The 16250-nt window shown below is 57.6% G+C and carries 17 protein-coding genes and 1 pseudogene; 11 read left to right on the top strand and 7 right to left on the bottom strand.

Annotated elements, in window-relative coordinates:
* Positions 1 to 44: 44 nt before the first annotated feature.
* Positions 45 to 1412, bottom strand: coding sequence for a prephenate-dependent tRNA uridine(34) hydroxylase TrhP (trhP, locus tag B9Z44_RS03105; protein ID WP_108401696.1), 1368 nt, complete (start codon positions 1410 to 1412; stop codon positions 45 to 47).
* A 33-nt stretch (positions 1413 to 1445) separates the two neighbouring features.
* Complete coding sequence (locus tag B9Z44_RS03100) at positions 1446 to 2420, bottom strand: Bug family tripartite tricarboxylate transporter substrate binding protein (RefSeq protein WP_108402787.1); 975 nt, start codon at positions 2418 to 2420, stop codon at positions 1446 to 1448.
* Between the two features lie 91 nt (positions 2421 to 2511).
* Here B9Z44_RS03100 and B9Z44_RS03095 point away from each other — a divergent pair, with 91 nt between their 5' ends.
* Positions 2512 to 3732, top strand: a complete 1221-nt coding sequence (locus tag B9Z44_RS03095; RefSeq protein WP_108401695.1) for an FAD-dependent monooxygenase — start codon at positions 2512 to 2514, stop codon at positions 3730 to 3732.
* A 6-nt stretch (positions 3733 to 3738) separates the two neighbouring features.
* Here the strand turns inward: B9Z44_RS03095 and B9Z44_RS03090 are convergent, their stop codons facing one another.
* Genes B9Z44_RS03090 through B9Z44_RS03080 form a run of 3 tightly spaced genes read right to left on the bottom strand, consistent with a single transcriptional unit; the run spans position 3739 to position 6178 of the window.
* Positions 3739 to 4044, bottom strand: a complete 306-nt coding sequence (locus B9Z44_RS03090) for a YkgJ family cysteine cluster protein (protein WP_108401694.1) — start codon at positions 4042 to 4044, stop codon at positions 3739 to 3741.
* The gene (gene argF, locus B9Z44_RS03085) at positions 4044 to 4985 is read right to left on the bottom strand and encodes an ornithine carbamoyltransferase (protein WP_108357914.1); all 942 of its coding nucleotides are present in this window, start codon (positions 4983 to 4985) and stop codon (positions 4044 to 4046) included. The genes B9Z44_RS03090 and argF overlap by 1 nt, the downstream gene beginning before the upstream one ends.
* Entirely contained in the window at positions 4982 to 6178 is a 1197-nt protein-coding gene (locus tag B9Z44_RS03080) for an aspartate aminotransferase family protein (RefSeq protein WP_108401693.1), read from the bottom strand. The genes argF and B9Z44_RS03080 overlap by 4 nt, the downstream gene beginning before the upstream one ends.
* A gap of 196 nt (positions 6179 to 6374) precedes the next feature.
* Between B9Z44_RS03080 and B9Z44_RS03075 the strand changes: the two genes are divergently transcribed.
* A complete protein-coding gene (locus tag B9Z44_RS03075; RefSeq protein WP_108357913.1) occupies positions 6375 to 6695 on the top strand; it encodes a DUF3579 domain-containing protein in 321 nt (106 codons plus the stop codon).
* Positions 6696 to 6801: 106 nt separating this feature from the next.
* On the opposite strand, the gene rpsT is transcribed toward B9Z44_RS03075, so the two are convergent.
* Positions 6802 to 7101, bottom strand: a complete 300-nt coding sequence (rpsT, locus tag B9Z44_RS03070; protein ID WP_104801021.1) for a 30S ribosomal protein S20 — start codon at positions 7099 to 7101, stop codon at positions 6802 to 6804.
* A gap of 118 nt (positions 7102 to 7219) precedes the next feature.
* Here rpsT and murJ point away from each other — a divergent pair, with 118 nt between their 5' ends.
* Both murJ and B9Z44_RS03060 read left to right on the top strand, forming a co-directional pair.
* Entirely contained in the window at positions 7220 to 8785 is a 1566-nt protein-coding gene (gene murJ / locus B9Z44_RS03065; RefSeq protein WP_108357912.1) for a murein biosynthesis integral membrane protein MurJ, read from the top strand.
* 26 nt (positions 8786 to 8811) lie between these two features.
* A pseudogene (locus B9Z44_RS03060) lies at positions 8812 to 9531 on the top strand (SirB1 family protein); the annotation flags it as partial.
* 51 nt (positions 9532 to 9582) lie between these two features.
* Here the strand turns inward: B9Z44_RS03060 and purM are convergent.
* Positions 9583 to 10611 carry a phosphoribosylformylglycinamidine cyclo-ligase gene (gene purM, locus B9Z44_RS03055; protein ID WP_108401692.1) on the bottom strand — a complete coding sequence of 343 codons (1029 nt, stop codon included), beginning with the start codon at positions 10609 to 10611 and terminating at the stop codon, positions 9583 to 9585.
* An 82-nt stretch (positions 10612 to 10693) separates the two neighbouring features.
* On the opposite strand from purM, the gene B9Z44_RS03050 reads away from it, so the two are divergent.
* The 7 genes from B9Z44_RS03050 to B9Z44_RS03020 all read left to right on the top strand — a co-directional run bounded on the left by B9Z44_RS03050 (position 10694) and on the right by B9Z44_RS03020 (position 16245).
* Entirely contained in the window at positions 10694 to 11767 is a 1074-nt protein-coding gene (locus B9Z44_RS03050; RefSeq protein WP_108357909.1) for an AI-2E family transporter, read from the top strand.
* Between the two features lie 6 nt (positions 11768 to 11773).
* Positions 11774 to 12460 carry a DnaA regulatory inactivator Hda gene (gene hda, locus B9Z44_RS03045; RefSeq protein ID WP_108357908.1) on the top strand — a complete coding sequence of 229 codons (687 nt, stop codon included), beginning with the start codon at positions 11774 to 11776 and terminating at the stop codon, positions 12458 to 12460.
* Positions 12460 to 13131: a histidinol-phosphatase gene (locus B9Z44_RS03040; RefSeq protein WP_108357907.1), complete on the top strand. Its 672-nt coding sequence runs from the start codon at positions 12460 to 12462 to the stop codon at positions 13129 to 13131. Before hda ends, B9Z44_RS03040 begins: the two co-directional genes overlap by 1 nt.
* Positions 13128 to 14675, top strand: a complete 1548-nt coding sequence (gene pcnB, locus B9Z44_RS03035) for a polynucleotide adenylyltransferase PcnB (RefSeq protein WP_108357906.1) — start codon at positions 13128 to 13130, stop codon at positions 14673 to 14675. The genes B9Z44_RS03040 and pcnB overlap by 4 nt, the downstream gene beginning before the upstream one ends.
* Before the next feature lie 14 nt (positions 14676 to 14689).
* Positions 14690 to 15175 (top strand): 2-amino-4-hydroxy-6-hydroxymethyldihydropteridine diphosphokinase, encoded by a 486-nt coding sequence (gene folK / locus B9Z44_RS03030; protein ID WP_108357905.1) that lies wholly within the window; start codon positions 14690 to 14692, stop codon positions 15173 to 15175.
* The gene (locus B9Z44_RS03025) at positions 15172 to 15534 is read left to right on the top strand and encodes a DMT family protein (protein WP_108357904.1); all 363 of its coding nucleotides are present in this window, start codon (positions 15172 to 15174) and stop codon (positions 15532 to 15534) included. Before folK ends, B9Z44_RS03025 begins: the two co-directional genes overlap by 4 nt.
* A gap of 63 nt (positions 15535 to 15597) precedes the next feature.
* Positions 15598 to 16245: a DUF47 domain-containing protein gene (locus B9Z44_RS03020; RefSeq protein ID WP_108357903.1), complete on the top strand. Its 648-nt coding sequence runs from the start codon at positions 15598 to 15600 to the stop codon at positions 16243 to 16245.
* The last annotated feature ends 5 nt before the right edge of the window (positions 16246 to 16250 follow it).

Below are 16250 nucleotides of genomic sequence, written 5' to 3'. Positions count from 1 at the left end.
GCAAAGCGTGAGCCTTGCGGGGTTTTGTTTTGGGGCGATGCGGTTTAGAACATGCGTGCCAACAAACCACCTTCAACAGGACCATCGACAGGAATCCACACATGCGTGGGGCTACCTGCGGCCACGTCGATGGACGCGCCGTTTTTGTCTTTCATCTGCTCCAGCTTGACCTTGCGGTTGCCGCTGGGGTGAATGATCTCGATCGTGTCGCCGACTGAGAATTTGTTTTTGGTTTCAATCTCAGCCCAACCATTTGCCACGCCACGCACTTCACCCACAAACTGGCTGCGGTGTGCAATGGAGTGGCCGGTTTCGTAGTTTTGGTAGTCGTTGGCAGGGCGGCGGTCCATCAAGCCGGCGGTGTAGCCACGGTTGGCCAAGCCTTCGAGTTCGGTGATGAGCTCGGGGTTGAACGGGCGGCCTGCCACAGCATCGTCAATCGCGCGGCGATAGACCTGTGCGGTGCGGCTCACGTAGTAGAGCGACTTGGTGCGGCCTTCAACCTTGAGTGAGTCCACGCCAATTTTGGTGAGGCGCTCCACGTATTCGACAGCACGCAAGTCTTTGCTGTTCATGATGTAGGTGCCGTGCTCGTCTTCCATGATGGGCATGAGCTGGCCGGGGCGGCCTTTTTCTTCGAGCAAGTAAATGTTGTCTGCGGCAGGGTGGCGCTCGCCGTTGCCGCATGACGAGAAGCTGGACTCGGCTTCTTGTTGTGACTTGGCAAAGTCAAAGTCGCCTTGCATCTGAACAGCCATGGCTTCGCCCGTGTTGGGGTCGGTGGCGCTGGCTTGTGTGCCGTATTCCCAGCGACAGGCGTTGGTGCAAGTGCCTTGGTTGGGGTCGCGACGGTTGAAGTAGCCGGACAACAAGCAGCGGCCTGAGTAGGCAATGCACAGTGCACCGTGCACAAACACTTCCAACTCCATATCGGGGCACTCTTGGCGGATTTTTTCAATCTCGTCAAAGCTAAGCTCGCGTGACAGGATGATGCGCTTCACGCCCACGTTTTGCCAAAACTTCACCGCAGCCCAGTTGACCGTGTTGGCTTGCACCGAGAGGTGAATGTCCACCTCGGGCCACTTCTCGCGCACCATCATGATCAGGCCAGGGTCGGCCATGATGAGCGCATCGGGCTTCATGGCGATGATGGGTTCGATGTCACGCAAGTAGGTTCGCACCTTGTCGTTGTGCGGCAGCAAGTTGCTGGTCAAAAAGAACTTCTTGCCGCGTGCGTGAGCTTCGGCAATGCCGATGCCAATTTGCTCAAGGCGGAACTCGTTGTTGCGCGCGCGCAAGCTGTAACGGGGTTGGCCGGCATACACGGCGTCTGCGCCGAAGTCATAAGCTGCGCGCATTTTGTCGAGCGAACCTGCGGGGAGCAGGAGCTCGGGGGCTTTGAGTGTGGTCATAGGTAGTTGCTGCTTACAGGGCAGCTAAGAAAATCATTCAGGGTCGATTTTCGCATCCCGCACGACTTTTGCCCAACGTGGGGCTTCTGCCTTGATGAGTGCCGCAAATTGCTCGGGCGTGCCGCCACCCACTTCATTGCCTTGGCTCAAGATTTTTTCTTTCACCTCGGCCGTTTGCAGGGCTTGGTTGCACACCGTGTTGAGCTGCTTGACCAACTCAGGCGCCATGCCTTTGGGGCCAATCAAGCCTTGCCAGTTGAGCACTTCAACTTCAGGGAAGCCTTGTTCGGCCATCGTTGGCAAGCTGGGCAACAAGGGCGAGCGTTTTTTGCTGGTGATGGCCAATGCGCGCATGCGGCCACCTTGGATGGAGGGCATGGCGGCATACATCTGCTCAAACATCATGTGGACTTGGCCGCCCATCAAATCGGTGGCTGCGGCAGAGCCGCTTTTGTAGGGGGCATGAATCATGTCGATGCCGGCCGCGTGCTCAAACAAAGCACCGCTCAAATGGTGAGAGCCACCAATGCCGCCCGAGCCATAGCTGAGTTTGCCGGGAGATGCTTTGGCGGCGGCCACGAGGTCTTTCACCGTTTTGTAGGGCGAGTCGTTGCGCACCATCAAGATGAGGGGACCGCGCTCAATCAGGCAAATGGGGGTGAGGTCGTTCAGCGGGTCGAAGTTAAGCTTTTTGAACAAGGCCTGGTTGACAGCCAAGGGCGCGAAGTTGCCCATGCCCAAGGTGTAGCCATCGGGCTTGCCGCGAGCAATGGCTTCGGTGCCAATGTTGCCGCCTGCACCCGCTTTGTTGTCGATGATGATGGGTTGACCCAAGATGGTGCCCATGGCTTTGGCCACTTGGCGTGAGCGGCTGTCGGCGTTGCCGCCTGCAGCGTAGGGACAAATCCATAGGATGGTTTTGCTGGGGTTGGGGTACTTGTCTTGGGCCAGTGAGAAGGTGGACACGAGACTCAAGCCTGTGGCTTGCAGCAGTTGACGGCGTTGCATGGTGGTGGCCTCCTTGATTTTTTGAGATGCCACAAATCATAGGCTGACTTGCTAACTTTTTGCGGCCTGCAGGCATAGCACAATCACGTATATGAATCGAAATGTGTTGATTGCTGGTGGCGGGATTGCAGGCATGGCTGCGGGCTTTGCCGCTGCACGTGCAGGGTGGCGTGCCACGGTGTTTGAGCGAGCGCACGCGTTTTCGGAAGTTGGCGCTGGCGTGCAGCTAGGGCCCAACGTGACACGCATTTTGCAAGCATGGGGTTTGGGCGATGCACTTAAGCAAGTGGCGGCGTTTCCTGCGGGTTTACGTGCGCGCAGTATGAACACGGGTGAGGTGTTGGCGACCTTTCCTCTGAAAGATGCGGTGAGCAACTACGGTGCGCCCTACGTGACCCTCCACCGTGCTGACTTGCACGGCTTGTTGTTGCAAGCTGCTGCGCGTGAAGGCGTGCAAGTGCACAGCGATTCGGTGGTTCAGCGTGTGCACCAAACCCCAGATAGCGTCATGTTTGATGTGATGCAACACGGCCAGCTTCAACACCATCACGGCCCAGCAGCGGTGGCCGCCGATGGCGTGTGGAGCCCATTGCGTCAACAGTTGCTGGGTGATGGTTTGCCAGTTTTTACGGGGCACATCGCTTACCGCGCACTGGTGGCACAAGCCGACTTGCCCTTGCATTTGCGTAGCCAAGACGTGTTGGTGTGGATGGGCTCACAAGCCCATGTGGTGAGCTACCCCGTGCGCGGCGGCGATTACCTGAACGTGGTGTGTTTGGCCGAGGGGCGTTTGTTAGACGACGATGCCAATGACTTGCAGGCCTTGCAAACATGGAATGCGCAAAAGTCAGAAGCGCAAACCTTGGTCGAGCTGCACCACGCATTGCGCGGCGCGTGTGCGCCGCTGACTGACTTGATGGCTGCTTGCAGCGACTGGCGTTTGTGGCCCTTGTGCGGCAGGCCAGCCATGCAAGGCTCGCATCAGCATGCACAAGGGCGCGTTGCTTTGGTGGGTGATGCGGCCCACCCCATGCTGCCGTATTTGGCGCAAGGCGCAGGCATGGCGATTGAGGATGCCGCTGAGCTGGCTTTGCAGTTGGACCATGCCACGGCAGAAGATGTGTCTGAACGACTGCAGCAGTTCGCCCAAGCCCGTTGGCAACGCAACGCACGCGTGCAGGCGAGGGCCGTGCGCAACGGTCAAATTTTTCATGCCACGGGGCCGATGCGCCTAGGCCGCGACATGGGCTTGCGCCTGATGGGCGCGCGTTTGATGGATGTGCCGTGGTTGTATGGCTATGACCGCAACTAATATGAGTTAGTCAAGCGCAGGCAAACCTTGGCGCATCCGCGCTCGCTGGCACGCATCGCTGCCTTCTTCAAACTCTCGGCAAGGGGAGGGGCGCCATTCGTAAATGCCGCAGGTGGCTTTTTCGCCCACTTTGCCGCTCAGTGCTGCGCAGCGTGGGGGTGAATAGTCGGTGCCGCGCATGCGGCATAGGGTGGATGTGAGTTCTTGGCCCAAGCCTGTGGGCACAGAGCCACCATGCGTGTCCATTTCTTCCACGCTGAAATCGACCCGAAAACTGGCGCAGCACGCGCCGCAGCTGGTGCAGGCGGACATCACTGACGTCCGAGCAGCAGGTACTCCATGAGTGCTTTTTGCACGTGCATGCGGTTTTCGGCTTCATCCCACACCACGCTTTGTGGGCCGTCGATCACATCGGCCGACACTTCTTCGCCACGGTGTGCAGGCAAGCAGTGCATGAAGAGGGCGTTGGGTTTGGCCACGGCCATCATCTCGCTGTCGACACACCAATCGGCGAATGCTTTTTTGCGCGCTTCGTTTTCAGCTTCATAGCCCATGCTGGTCCACACGTCGGTGGTGACCAGGTCTGCGCCTTCGCAGGCTTGCATGGGGTTGGCAAATACTTTGTAGCAATCGGTGTTTTTCAGGCCCGCAATGGCGGGGTTCACCTCGTAGCCACTGGGCGTGCTGACGTGGACGGTGAAGCCCAGCATGTCTGCGGCTTGCAGCCAAGTATTGGCCATGTTGTTGCCGTCGCCCACCCAAGCCACTACTTTGCCTTTGAGGCATTCGAGCGGATGGACTGTCAAGCCGCGGTGTTCGACGAAGGTGAACAAATCCGCCATGATTTGGCAGGGGTGAAACTCGTTGGTCAATCCGTTGATGACGGGTACGCGTGAGTTGGCAGCAAAGCTGCTGATCTTGTCTTGGCCGTAGGTGCGAATCATCACCAAGTCGGTCATGCGGCTGATGACTTTGGCGCTGTCTTCAATCGGCTCAGAGCGGCCCAGTTGGCTGTCGCCCGTGGTGAGGTGTACCACTGAGCCGCCCAGCTGATACATGCCTGCCTCAAAGCTCACGCGGGTGCGTGTGGAGGCTTTTTCAAAAATCATGGCCAGCGTACGGTCAGCCAGCGTGTGGTGCTTTTCGTAGGCTTTGAATTTCTTTTTGATGAGCGCCGCACGCTGGAACACGTAGGCGTATTCGTCCGCCGACAAATCAGTGAATTGCAGGTAATGTTTCAGCGCTTGGGTCATGGGGCTTCTGCCAAGAATGTTTGGATGAGCGGCACGAGGATGGCGACCACTTCGTCAGCCTCTGCCTCGGTGATGATGAGCGGTGGCACCAAACGCACCACGCTGTCGGCGGTGACGCTAAGCAACAAGCCCGCATCAAGTGCGCGTTGCATCAGCACGCCGCATGGACGGTCGAGGTCAATGCCAATCATCAGGCCTTGGCCGCGAATTTCTTTCACGCCCTTCACGCCATCGAGTTCGCGATGCAGGGCCGCATGCAAATGCGCGCCAACCTTGAGCACGTTGTCGAGCAGCTTGTCTTCTTCCATGATGCGAATGGTTTCTACCCCGGCGCGCATGGCCAAGGGGTTGCCGCCAAAGGTGGTGCCGTGGTTGCCGGGTTGAAAAATGTGAGCTGCTTTGGGGCCTGCTACCACTGCGCCAACCGGCACGCCAGAGCCCAAACCTTTGGCTAAGGGCATCACGTCAGGCACGATGCCTGACCATTGGTGTGCAAACCATTTGCCGGTACGGCCCATGCCGCATTGCACTTCGTCAATCATCAAAAGCCAATCGCGTTTGTCGCAGAGTTGGCGGACTTGTTGGAGGTAGTCCGTATTCATCGGCTTGACGCCACCTTCACCTTGAATGGTTTCAAAGAACACGGCCGCCACATTGGGGTTGCCTTCGGTGGCTTTTTTCAAGGCCTCGATGTTGTTGACGGGCACGCGGATGTAGCCCTCCATCATGGGGCCAAAGCCTTCTTTGATTTTTTCGTTGCCGGTGGCCGCGAGGGTCGCCAATGAGCGGCCATGAAAGGCTTTTTCGTAAACCACGATTTCAGGCTTCTCAATGCCCTTCATGTGGCCAAACTTGCGTGCCAATTTGATGGCGGCTTCGTTGGCTTCCAAACCGCTGTTGCAGAAGAACGCGTTGGTCATGCCTGACAGCTCGACCAACTTGGCTGCCAGTGCTTCTTGCAGGGGGATGTGGTAGTAGTTGCAGCTGTGGATCATCTTGCCCACCTGGTCTTGCAAGGCAGGGGTGAGCTGGGGGTGGGCGTGGCCCAAGGTGTTGACGGCGATGCCAGCCAAGGCGTCAAGGTAGGCCTTGCCGTTGGTGTCCCACACGCGCAAACCTCGGCCATGCGTCAAAGCCACGGGCAAACGGCCGTAGGTGTTCATGCAATGGGGGGATGCTGCGGGCGTGGTCATGTCAACTCCAAAAATAAAAACGACTCAACGAAGGTTGAGCCGTTGACATGAGATTTTAGAGGCAGTGATGTGACAAATCAGTTGCAGCTTGATGTTCACGAAAATGCCACAAGTCTTATATAAGATAGAATACCAGTCACCCGAGCGACTGAGGGAGATCCCCCTTCGCCACGTCACCGTTTTCAGCCTCTACCCGATGGTTTCACACTCCGCCAAAGAAGTTTTTATTCTGGGTTTGACCCAAGAAGGACGCACGTTCCGCCCCAGCGACTGGGCCGAACGTTTGGCGGGCGTGATGAGCCAGTTCCGTCCGGGTGGCGCCACCCCCGGCAGCCATTTGAGCTATTCCCCTTGGTGTGTACCCAACACGCTGGACGGCAACAAATGCGTCATTGTTCACACCGATTTGCGCGACGAAGAGCCCATGGCCTGGAACTTCGTGATGAACTTCGCCAAGGACAACAACTTGCAAGTCGTGGAAGCCTGCTTGTTACCTGAGCACCCACCTGCTGCTTAACAACAAAAAACCCGCTCAAGAGCGGGTTTTTGCTTTTTCTTTGCTGACAGCGCACCCGTTACAAACGGCGGGCTGAACGTTCAGCCCGGGCTGGTTGCCTAATAAATTAGGCGGCGAGTGCCAAGGCTTTCACCTTGGTTGACAAGCGGCTCTTATCGCGAGCTGCTTTGTTTTTGTGGAAGATGCCTTTGTCAGCAATCGTGTCCACAACGGCTTGCATCTTGGCAAACAGTTCGGTAGCTTTGGTTTTGTCGCCAGCGATGACAGCTTTCTCGACGTTCTTCACCGCAGTGCGGTACTTCGAGCGCAACGAGGTGTTGGCAGCGTTGATTTTGATGTCCTGACGGACGCGTTTACGGCCTGATGCCAGGCGTGGGTTCTTTTTCTTGGGTTTGGCTGAAGCCATGATAATTTCCTTACGTGTCTGAGGATGATGTCAGCAAAGCCGACGATTGTAGCAAATCCCAAAACTGGGGCCGAAGCCCGCCCGAAAGGCCAGCCAAGGCCTCGCTACACTCCAAAGCGTGTCACTGTTCAAATCTGCCTCCATCGTCTCGGGCTTGACCCTGGTTTCCCGCATCACAGGCCTGATGCGCGAACTGCTGATTGCCTCGACTTTCGGGGCCAGCGCCCTGACCGACGCCTTCAATGTGGCGTTTCGCATCCCCAATTTATTCCGCCGCCTGTTTGCCGAAGGCGCGTTCAGCCAAGCTTTTGTGCCGGTGCTGGCCGCCAGTCGCCAGCAGCACGGCGACGAAGCGACGCATGTGCTGGTGAATCAAGTGGCCACGCTGCTGATTTGGGCTTTGCTCTTAACCAGTGTGCTGGGCGTAGCTGGCGCGCCGTTGTTGGTGTGGGCCATGGCCAGTGGTTTGAAGCAGTCGCCCGAGGGTTTTGAGGTGGCAGTGGTGATGACGCGCTTTATGTTCCCGTACATCGCCTTCATGTCGCTGGTGGCCTTGGCCGCTGGGGTGCTCAACACGTGGAAGCGTTTTGCCGTGCCTGCGGCCACGCCCGTGCTGTTGAACGTGGCCATGATCGCTGCGGCTTGGTGGGGTGGTCCGTGGTTTGGCACTTTAGGTGTGCCCCCGATTTATGCCTTGGCTGTGGGTGTGATGCTGGGCGGCGTGGCCCAGCTCAGTGTGCAGTTGTTGGCGTTGCGCCGTTTGGGCATGTTGCCCCGCGTAGGCCTGAGCTGGCGTGCCGTGCGCGAAGCTTGGGGCGCCGAAGGCCCCAAGCGCATCTTGCAGCTCATGGCCCCCGCTTTGCTGGGCGTGAGCGTGGCGCAGATTTCCTTACTCATCAACACACAAATTGCCTCGCAGTTGGCCCCGGGCAGCGTGAGCTGGCTGAGCTACGCCGACCGCTTGATGGAGTTTCCTACCGCCTTGTTGGGCGTGGCTTTGGGCGTGGTGCTGATGCCCCAGCTCTCGGCGGCCAAAGCGGCCAACGACACGGCCAAATATTCAGACATGCTTGATTGGGGCCTGCGTTTGGTGGTGGTCTTGGCGTTGCCGTGTGCCTTGGCCTTGTTGGTGTTTTCTAAAGCCTTGGTGGCCGTGCTCTACAACTACGGTGCTTTTAGCGCGCACGATGTGCAGCAAACCACGCTGGCGCTGATGGGCTATGGCGTGGGCTTGTTGGGTTTGGTGGCCGTCAAAGTGTTGGCCCCTGGTTTCTACGCCAGCCAAGACATTCGCACGCCGGTGCGTATTGCGGTGGCAGTGCTGGTGATTACCCAGTTGTTCAACGTGGCGTTGGTGCCCTTTTTGGCGCATGCGGGTTTGGCCTTGTCCATCGGCTTGGGCGCGTTGGTCAACGCAGCTTGGCTGCTGTGGGGTTTGCGAAAAAATGGAACGTATGTGATGAGCGCAGGCTGGACGCGCTTTGTGTTGCAAGTGTTGGTGGCGTGTGCGGTTCTGGGCGCTTGGCTGTGCTGGTCGGCACAATATTGGGATTGGACCGCCTTGCACGCCACGCCGCTGCTGCGCGTGGGCTTGATGACGGGTGTGCTGGCTGTGAGTGCGCTGCTTTACTTCGCCACACTCACCATCACTGGCTTGAAGTTGCGTGCGTTGTTGCGTCGATAAGCCAAAACAAAGAAGGGGACTGAGCCATGGATTTCAAACTCGAAGTACCCACCGCCTTGGAATACTTTGCCTCGTTGGTGCAAAGCGACGAACAGTTCCCCTTGCTCGAAGCCGCCACCAGCTTGGCCCAAGACGAATACCCAGAGCTAGACATTCAAGAGGTGCTGGACCTGGTGGACCAGCTCAGCAGTCGTCTCAAACAACGCTTGCCTGCTGATGCAGGGGCTTTACAAAAGCTGCGCTTGCTCAACAAGTTCTTCTTTGACGAGCTCGGCTTTAGCGGCAACCTCAACAACTATTACGACCCCGACAACAGCTACTTGCATGTCATGTTGCGCACACGCCGTGGCATTCCCATCAGCTTGGCGGTGTTGTGGTTAGAGCTGGCGCAAAGCATTGGGTTGCGTGCGCAAGGCGTGGGCTTCCCGGGGCATTTTTTGGTGAAAGTGCGTTTGCCTTTCCCCAACGAAGGGCAGGTGGTGATTGACCCGTTCACGGGTGAGTCGCTCAGCAAAGAAGAGCTGTCAGAGCGCTTGGTGCCACTGCATGCTGAGTCGGGCTTGTTGCGCGATGGCCATGTGTCGGACGAGTTGCTTAAGCACTATTTACGCGCCGCCACGCCGCGCGAAATCGTGGCGCGCATGTTGCGCAATTTGGAGGAGGTGTACACCTCGCACCAAGACCCAGAACGGTTGTTGTTGGTGCGGCAGCGGCTGATGGTGTTGTTGCCGCAAGTGCATGACGAAGAAGAATAAAAAAAGCACCCGAAGGTGCTTTTTTTATTGGGGCAAGGCGGTTTAAGCCACCACCACCGCAGCGCCGTCGCCACGCTCAGCAATCACGCCAATCGTGTGAACTTGCTCGCCGTGAGCGCGCAACACATCCGCACAAGCAGAGGCGTGGGCAGCGTCAATCACCACCACCATGCCAATGCCGTTGTTGAAGGTGCGGTTCATCTCGATGTCGTCGATGCCCGCTGTGCTTTGCAACCAAGCAAACAGCTCGGTTTGCGGCCAGCTGCCTTTGGTCAGATGAGCGGCCGTGCCTTCGGGCAACACGCGTGGGATGTTTTCCAGCAAGCCGCCACCGGTGATGTGGGCCAGCGCCTTGATCGGTGTTTCGGCCAAAGCGGCCAGCACGCTCTTCACATACAAGCGGGTAGGGGCCATGATCGCTTCTTTGAACGGCTTGCCGTCCAAGGTGGCGGGTGCGTTTGCACCTGCACGGTCAATCACCTTGCGCACCAACGAAAAACCGTTGGAGTGCACGCCAGCCGAAGCCAAGCCCAACACCACATCACCTGGCGTGACGTTTTGGCCGGTCAAGATTTTGGATTTTTCCACCGCACCCACCGCAAAGCCGGCGAGGTCGTATTCGCCATCGGGGTACATGCCGGGCATTTCAGCGGTTTCGCCGCCAATCAAGGCACAGCCTGACAGCTCGCAACCTTTGGCAATGCCACCCACCACTGCCGCGGCGGTGTCGATGTGCAATTTGCCGCAGGCAAAGTAGTCGAGGAAGAACAGGGGTTCAGCGCCTTGCACCAACACGTCGTTCACGCTCATGGCGACCAAGTCGATGCCGACGGTGTCGTGCATTTGCCATTCAAACGCCAGTTTGAGCTTGGTGCCCACGCCGTCGGTGCCGCTGACCAGCACGGGCTCTTTGTAGCGTTTGGGCACTTCAAACAAGGCACCAAAACCGCCGATGCCAGCCAACACGCCCTCGCGCATGGTTTTCTTGGCCAAGGGTTTGATACGTTCGACCAAGGCATCGCCTGCGACGATGTCGACGCCGGCGTCTTTGTAGGAGAGGGGTTTGTTCATAGTGAGGAGGTGCTGGGGCGTGCAGAAGATGCGCGCCGATAGAATCGAAGCTTAATTTTAAAGCCATCACCCGTCCCGCTGTATGCAATTCACTCCCGCTCAACAACAAGCCTTGGCTTGGACCGGCCTTTCGGGCGTGGTTGCGCTTGTGTTGTGGCTCTTGGGCCCTGTGTTGATGCCCTTTGTGGTGGCCGCCGTGCTGGCTTATGTGTTGAGCCCTTTGGTGCGCAGCCTGCAGCGTGCCTGCGGCGGGCGTTTACCCCGTTTGGTGGCGGTGGTGTTGGTCGAAGTGCTGTTTTTGTTGCTGTTGGTGGCTTTGTTCACCTTGTTGATTCCTATCTTGGCCAACGAGCTGCCACGCATGCGTGACCAGTTGCCAGTATTGGTCGAACGCCTGCAAACTGACATTGCGCCTTGGCTGCAAGCCAAAGGCATTCCTGTCATGTTGGACAGTGCCAGCATCAAGGCCTTTGTGCTGCAAACCTTCAGCACCTCATTTGACGATGGTTTCAAACAAGCCCTGACCTCGCTGCGCATTGGCGGCAGCGTGGCTCTTGCGGTGGTGGGTAACTTGGTGTTGATTCCCGTCGTGCTGTTTTATTTGTTGGTCGATTGGCAACGCTTTGTGCGCCACGTGGAGGCTTTGGTGCCCATGCCCGCACGCGATGCTTACGACAGCTTTGTGAATGAATGCGACGAAGTGCTGGGTCAATACCTGCGCGGCCAGTTGTCGGTCATGGCGTTGTTGGCGGTGTACTACAGCGTTGCTTTGTGGGCCTTTGGTTTGGAGCTGGCGTTCCCGATTGGCGTGTTCACCGGCTTGGCGGTGTTTGTGCCGTATGTGGGTTATGGCGTGGGTTTGGCCTTGGCCATTCTGGCGGGTGTGCTTCAGTTTGCGCCCAGCGAGGCGCTGTTGATGGTGGCGGTGGTGTACGGCTTAGGTCAGCTCATCGAGAGCTTTGTGCTCACCCCTCGCTTGGTGGGCGAACGCATTGGCCTGCACCCCTTGCATGTGATTTTTGCTTTGATGGCCTTTGGCCAGTTGTTTGGTTTTGTGGGCGTGTTGGTGGCCTTGCCTGCCAGCGCGGTGTTGCTGGTGGCGATTCGCCGCTTGCGCGCGCAGTACCAAGCCAGCGCCTTGTACCGTGGTGTTTGAGTGCAGATGAAGCAAATCGCGCTCGACATTGGTTTGGCCCCCGGCCCAACACTCAAAAACTTTTTCGCAGGTCCAAACCTTGCTGCCTTGCAGCATTTGCAACTGTGGGTGGGTAACGACAAACGCTCACCCGTGCCTACGTATGTGTGGGGCGAGGGCGGCAGCGGCAAAACCCATTTGCTGCGCGCCGCACAAGCCAGTTTGCGCGACCAAGGCTGCCCCGTGGGCTGGATGGATGCCACGGTAGCTGAGCCGACTGCTTTCAATGACGCTTGGCGTGTGGTCATCTTGGACGATGTACACCTTTACACCGCTGTGCAGCAGCACGCTGCATTCAACTGGTTTGTGAATGCCACCACACCCAGCGATGGCCAGCAGCGTTGGGTGTTGGCTGCAGGCAGCGTGCCCCCCAGTGACTTAGGCTTACGCGAAGACTTGCGCACCCGTTTGGGCTGGGGTCATATTTTTCAATTGCAGGTGCTCAGCGAGCCTGAGCGCCGTGCCGTGTTGCGACAACAGGCCGATGACCGCGGTGTGTTCTTGAGCGATGAGGTGATGGACTTCATGCTCAACCGTTTCAGTCGCGACCTCAGCAGCCTCATTCAACTCCTCGACCAACTCGATGGCTACGCCTTGCAAACGCAACGCGCCATCACCATCCCTTTGATCAAAGCCATGCTGGAAGCCATGTGATGAAACTCGCCTTATTTGACCTCGACCACACTTTGTTGCCGATTGACTCTGACCAATCGTGGGGCGAATTCACTGTGCGTTTGGGCTGGCATGCGCGTGACACATTCATCCAACGCAATGACGAGTTTTATGCCCACTACCAAGCGGGCACGTTGGATATTCATGAGTACGTCCGCTTTGCCGCTGAAGCCTTTTGCCAGCGCGGTCCAGAAGTGGCAGCCGATGCCCATGCGCAATTCATGCGCGACGTGGTTCAGCCGGCCATTCGCCCCGAGGCGCTGGCCTTGGTGCAAAAACACCGCGATGCAGGCGAGCGCGTCATCATCATCACCGCCACCAATGAGTTTGTGACCCGTCCGATTGCCAAAGCCTTTGGCGTAGACGACTTGATTGCGGTGGAACTGGTGCGTGACGCCAACGGCTGGTTTACCAACGAAATCAGCGGTGTGCCCACCCTGCGCGAAGGCAAAGTGCAACGTCTGCAACAATGGCTCATACGCGAAGGCTTGGACTGGGCTGATGTAGACACCACGTTCTACAGCGATTCCCGCAACGATTTGCCCCTGTTGGAGCGCGTCAACCACCCCGTGGCGACCAACCCCGACGACACACTGCGCGCCGTGGCCCTAGAAAAGGGCTGGCCGATTTTGGAACTCTTCCCAAAACAATGATCAAACAATTCATCAACAAGCTGATGGGCAAAGCACCCGTTAGCAGCAAGACCAGTTTGGGCAAACGCCATGTGGTGCCTGCCAAAGTGCACGGCATCAACGTCGACTGGGTCGACGAGCGTGCCTTGAACGTGGTGCGCACCCTGCAAGACCGTGGTTTTGAGGCCTATATCGTGGGTGGTGCTGTGCGCGATTTGCTGTTGGGCTTGAAGCCCAAAGACTTCGACGTGGCCACCAATGCCACACCCGAGCAGGTCAAAGCAGCGTTCCGCCGTGCTTTCATCATTGGCCGACGCTTTCGCATCGTGCACGTGGTGTACGGCCGAGGTCGCGAGCATGAGGTGATTGAGGTGTCCACTTTCCGTGCGCACCTTGACAACGCCGACGCCGAACAAGTCAAAGGCAACGAACGCAGCAGCAAGCAAGAGCTGGCGAATATGAAGCACGCAGTCGATGCCAGCGGCCGCGTATTGCGCGACAACGTGTGGGGCCCGCAAGACCAAGACGCGGCACGCCGCGATTTCACCATCAACGCCATGTATTACGACCCCGAAACGGGCAACGTGATTGACTACCACGGCGGCATTGCCGATGCGAAGAAAAAAGTCATCCGCATGATTGGCGACCCCGCTTTGCGCTACCGCGAAGATCCCGTACGCGTCATTCGCGCGGTGCGTTTTGCAGCCAAACTTGCAGGTTTGGGCTTCAAGATGGAAGCCAAAACGGCTGCGCCTTTGAAGCGTGCCGCCAAGCTGCTGGCCGATGTGCCGCAAAGCCGCTTGTTTGATGAAATGCTCAAGCTTTTGCAAACCGGCCATGCGCTGGCCAGCATTGAGCAGCTCAAGCAGCACGGGTTGGCCAAAGGTATTTACCCCTTGCTCGACATCGTGGTCGAGCGTGCCAACGAACAGTTTGTCACCACTGCGCTGAATGACACCGACCGCCGCGTGGGCGAGGGCAAGCCTGTGGCGCCTAGCTTCTTGTTGGCTTGTGTGTTGTGGTCGGATGTGCGCGAGACTTGGGCGCATCGCAGCGTCAAACAGCCCTCATTCCCAGCGCTGCAAGACGCGATTGACGAAGTGTTTGACTCCCGCATTGGCGATGTGTCGGGTCGCGGCAAGCTCGGCGCAGACATGCGCGAGATTTGGATGATGCAACCCCGTTTTGAAAAACGCACGGGCAGCGGCCCTTGGACCTTGGTGGACCAAGCGCGTTTCCGTGCCGGCTTTGACTTCATGCGCTTGCGCGCCGATGTGGGCGAGGTGGACGAAGCCTTGTCGGATTGGTGGCAAGAATTCAGCATTGCCAGTGACAGCGAGCGCGAAGACCTGCTGCAGCAAGTGCGCCAAGAACAACAAAAAGCCCAGCGTGCGCCCCGCGTGCATTCGGTGCGTCGCGCGCCAAAGCCTGAGGGCGAAGACCCACGTTTCCGCGAGGTTGAGCCCGAAGGTGAAGAGGGCGCCGCCGCATCGCCAGCTAAAAAACGCCGCCGTCGCCGTCGCAAACCAGGTGGTGAGGTCGACAGCGCACCTGCCGCCGAGTAAACGGAGCCTTCGCCATGTCAACGTCCCCCGTCATGGCGTGCGTGGCCCTTGGCGCCAATTTGGGCGATGCAGTGGCCACCGTGCAGCAAGCCTTGCGCGATGTGGCGGGTTTGCCCGGAACGCAACTCCTCAAAGCCTCGTCGCTGTACCGCAGCGCTCCATACGAGGCCCAAGGCCCAGACTTCATCAACGCTGTCGCATTGATACAAACGCAGCTTGGCCCGCTGGCGTTGTTACATGCCCTGCAAGCGCTCGAGCTGCAAAGCGGCCGTGAGCGCCCCTACAAGAATGCACCGCGCACACTGGATTTGGATGTGATCTTTTACGGCGATGTGTCGCTAGAGAGCCCAGAGCTGACCTTGCCGCACCCTCGGTGGCAAGAGCGCGCATTTGTGCTGCAACCTTTGGCTGAAGTTTGGCCCGAACGTGTGAGCGCCTTGCAATTGGCTGCCGTGCAAGACCAAGCCATTCAGCACATCAATCCGCAGGATTTACCATGAACTTTTCTGCCATCCCTTTGGCTTTGCAAGCGGTGTTGTTGCTGATTGCGGCCAATGTGTTTATGACGTTTGCTTGGTACGGACATCTCAAGAGTCTGGCCAACTCACCTTGGTACACCGCTGCTTTGGTGAGCTGGGGCATTGCGCTGATGGAGTATTTACTCCAAGTGCCTGCCAATCGAATTGGTTTTCATGAGGCTGGGTTAGAAGTCGGACAACTGAAAATCATTCAAGAAGTGATCACCTTGGCGGTGTTTGTACCGTTTTCAGTCTTTTTCTTGAACGAACCACTCAAGTTGGATTATGTTTGGGCTGGTTTGTGCATGGTGGGGGCGGTGTATTTCGTCTTTCGCGGGTGAGACGCGATTACACTTTGTCCCGTCATCTAACTGTCATAAATAAGTCATCCACAGGAGCTCCAAATGCTATTTGGAAAGTTGTTGCCCACTGAAGGCAATTTTTTCGTCATGTTCAACCAGCATGCAGATCGCATCGTAGAAGCTGCACATGCTTTCTCAAGCTTGGTCGCTAATTACAACGACCCCATCTTGCGTGACAAATACAACCAAGAAGTGGACAACGCCGAACGCGGTGCAGACCGTGTCACGCACGAGTGCAATGTGGCCATCCACAAGACCTTCATCACGCCCATTGATCGCGAGCAAATCCACTCCTTGATCAACACCATGGACGATGTGGCTGACTTGATTCAAGACACCGCCGAAACCATGGCTTTGTATGACGTGCGCGTCATGAACGAAGAGATCGTGCGTTTGACCGACTTGAGCGTGAAGTGCTGCGAGCGCTTGCGCGATGCCGTGTACATGTTGGAAAAAATCTCCGACCACGCCACCGCCGAAGCCGCGTTGAAGACCTGCGAAGAAATCGACAAGCTCGAATCAGATGCTGACCGTGTGATGCGCAGCGCCATGAGCAAGTTGTTCCGCGAAGAGCCCGATGTGCGTGAAGTGCTCAAGCTCAAAGCCATTTATCAGTTGTTGGAAACCATCACTGACAAGTGCGAAGACGTGGCCAACTTGATCGAGGGCATCGTCCTCGAGAACTCTTAATCACG

This window comes from Limnohabitans curvus, from assembly GCF_003063475.1.
Classification (GTDB): Bacteria; Pseudomonadota; Gammaproteobacteria; order Burkholderiales; family Burkholderiaceae_C; genus Limnohabitans; species Limnohabitans curvus.
This window is presented reverse-complemented; position numbering and strand designations above follow the sequence as displayed.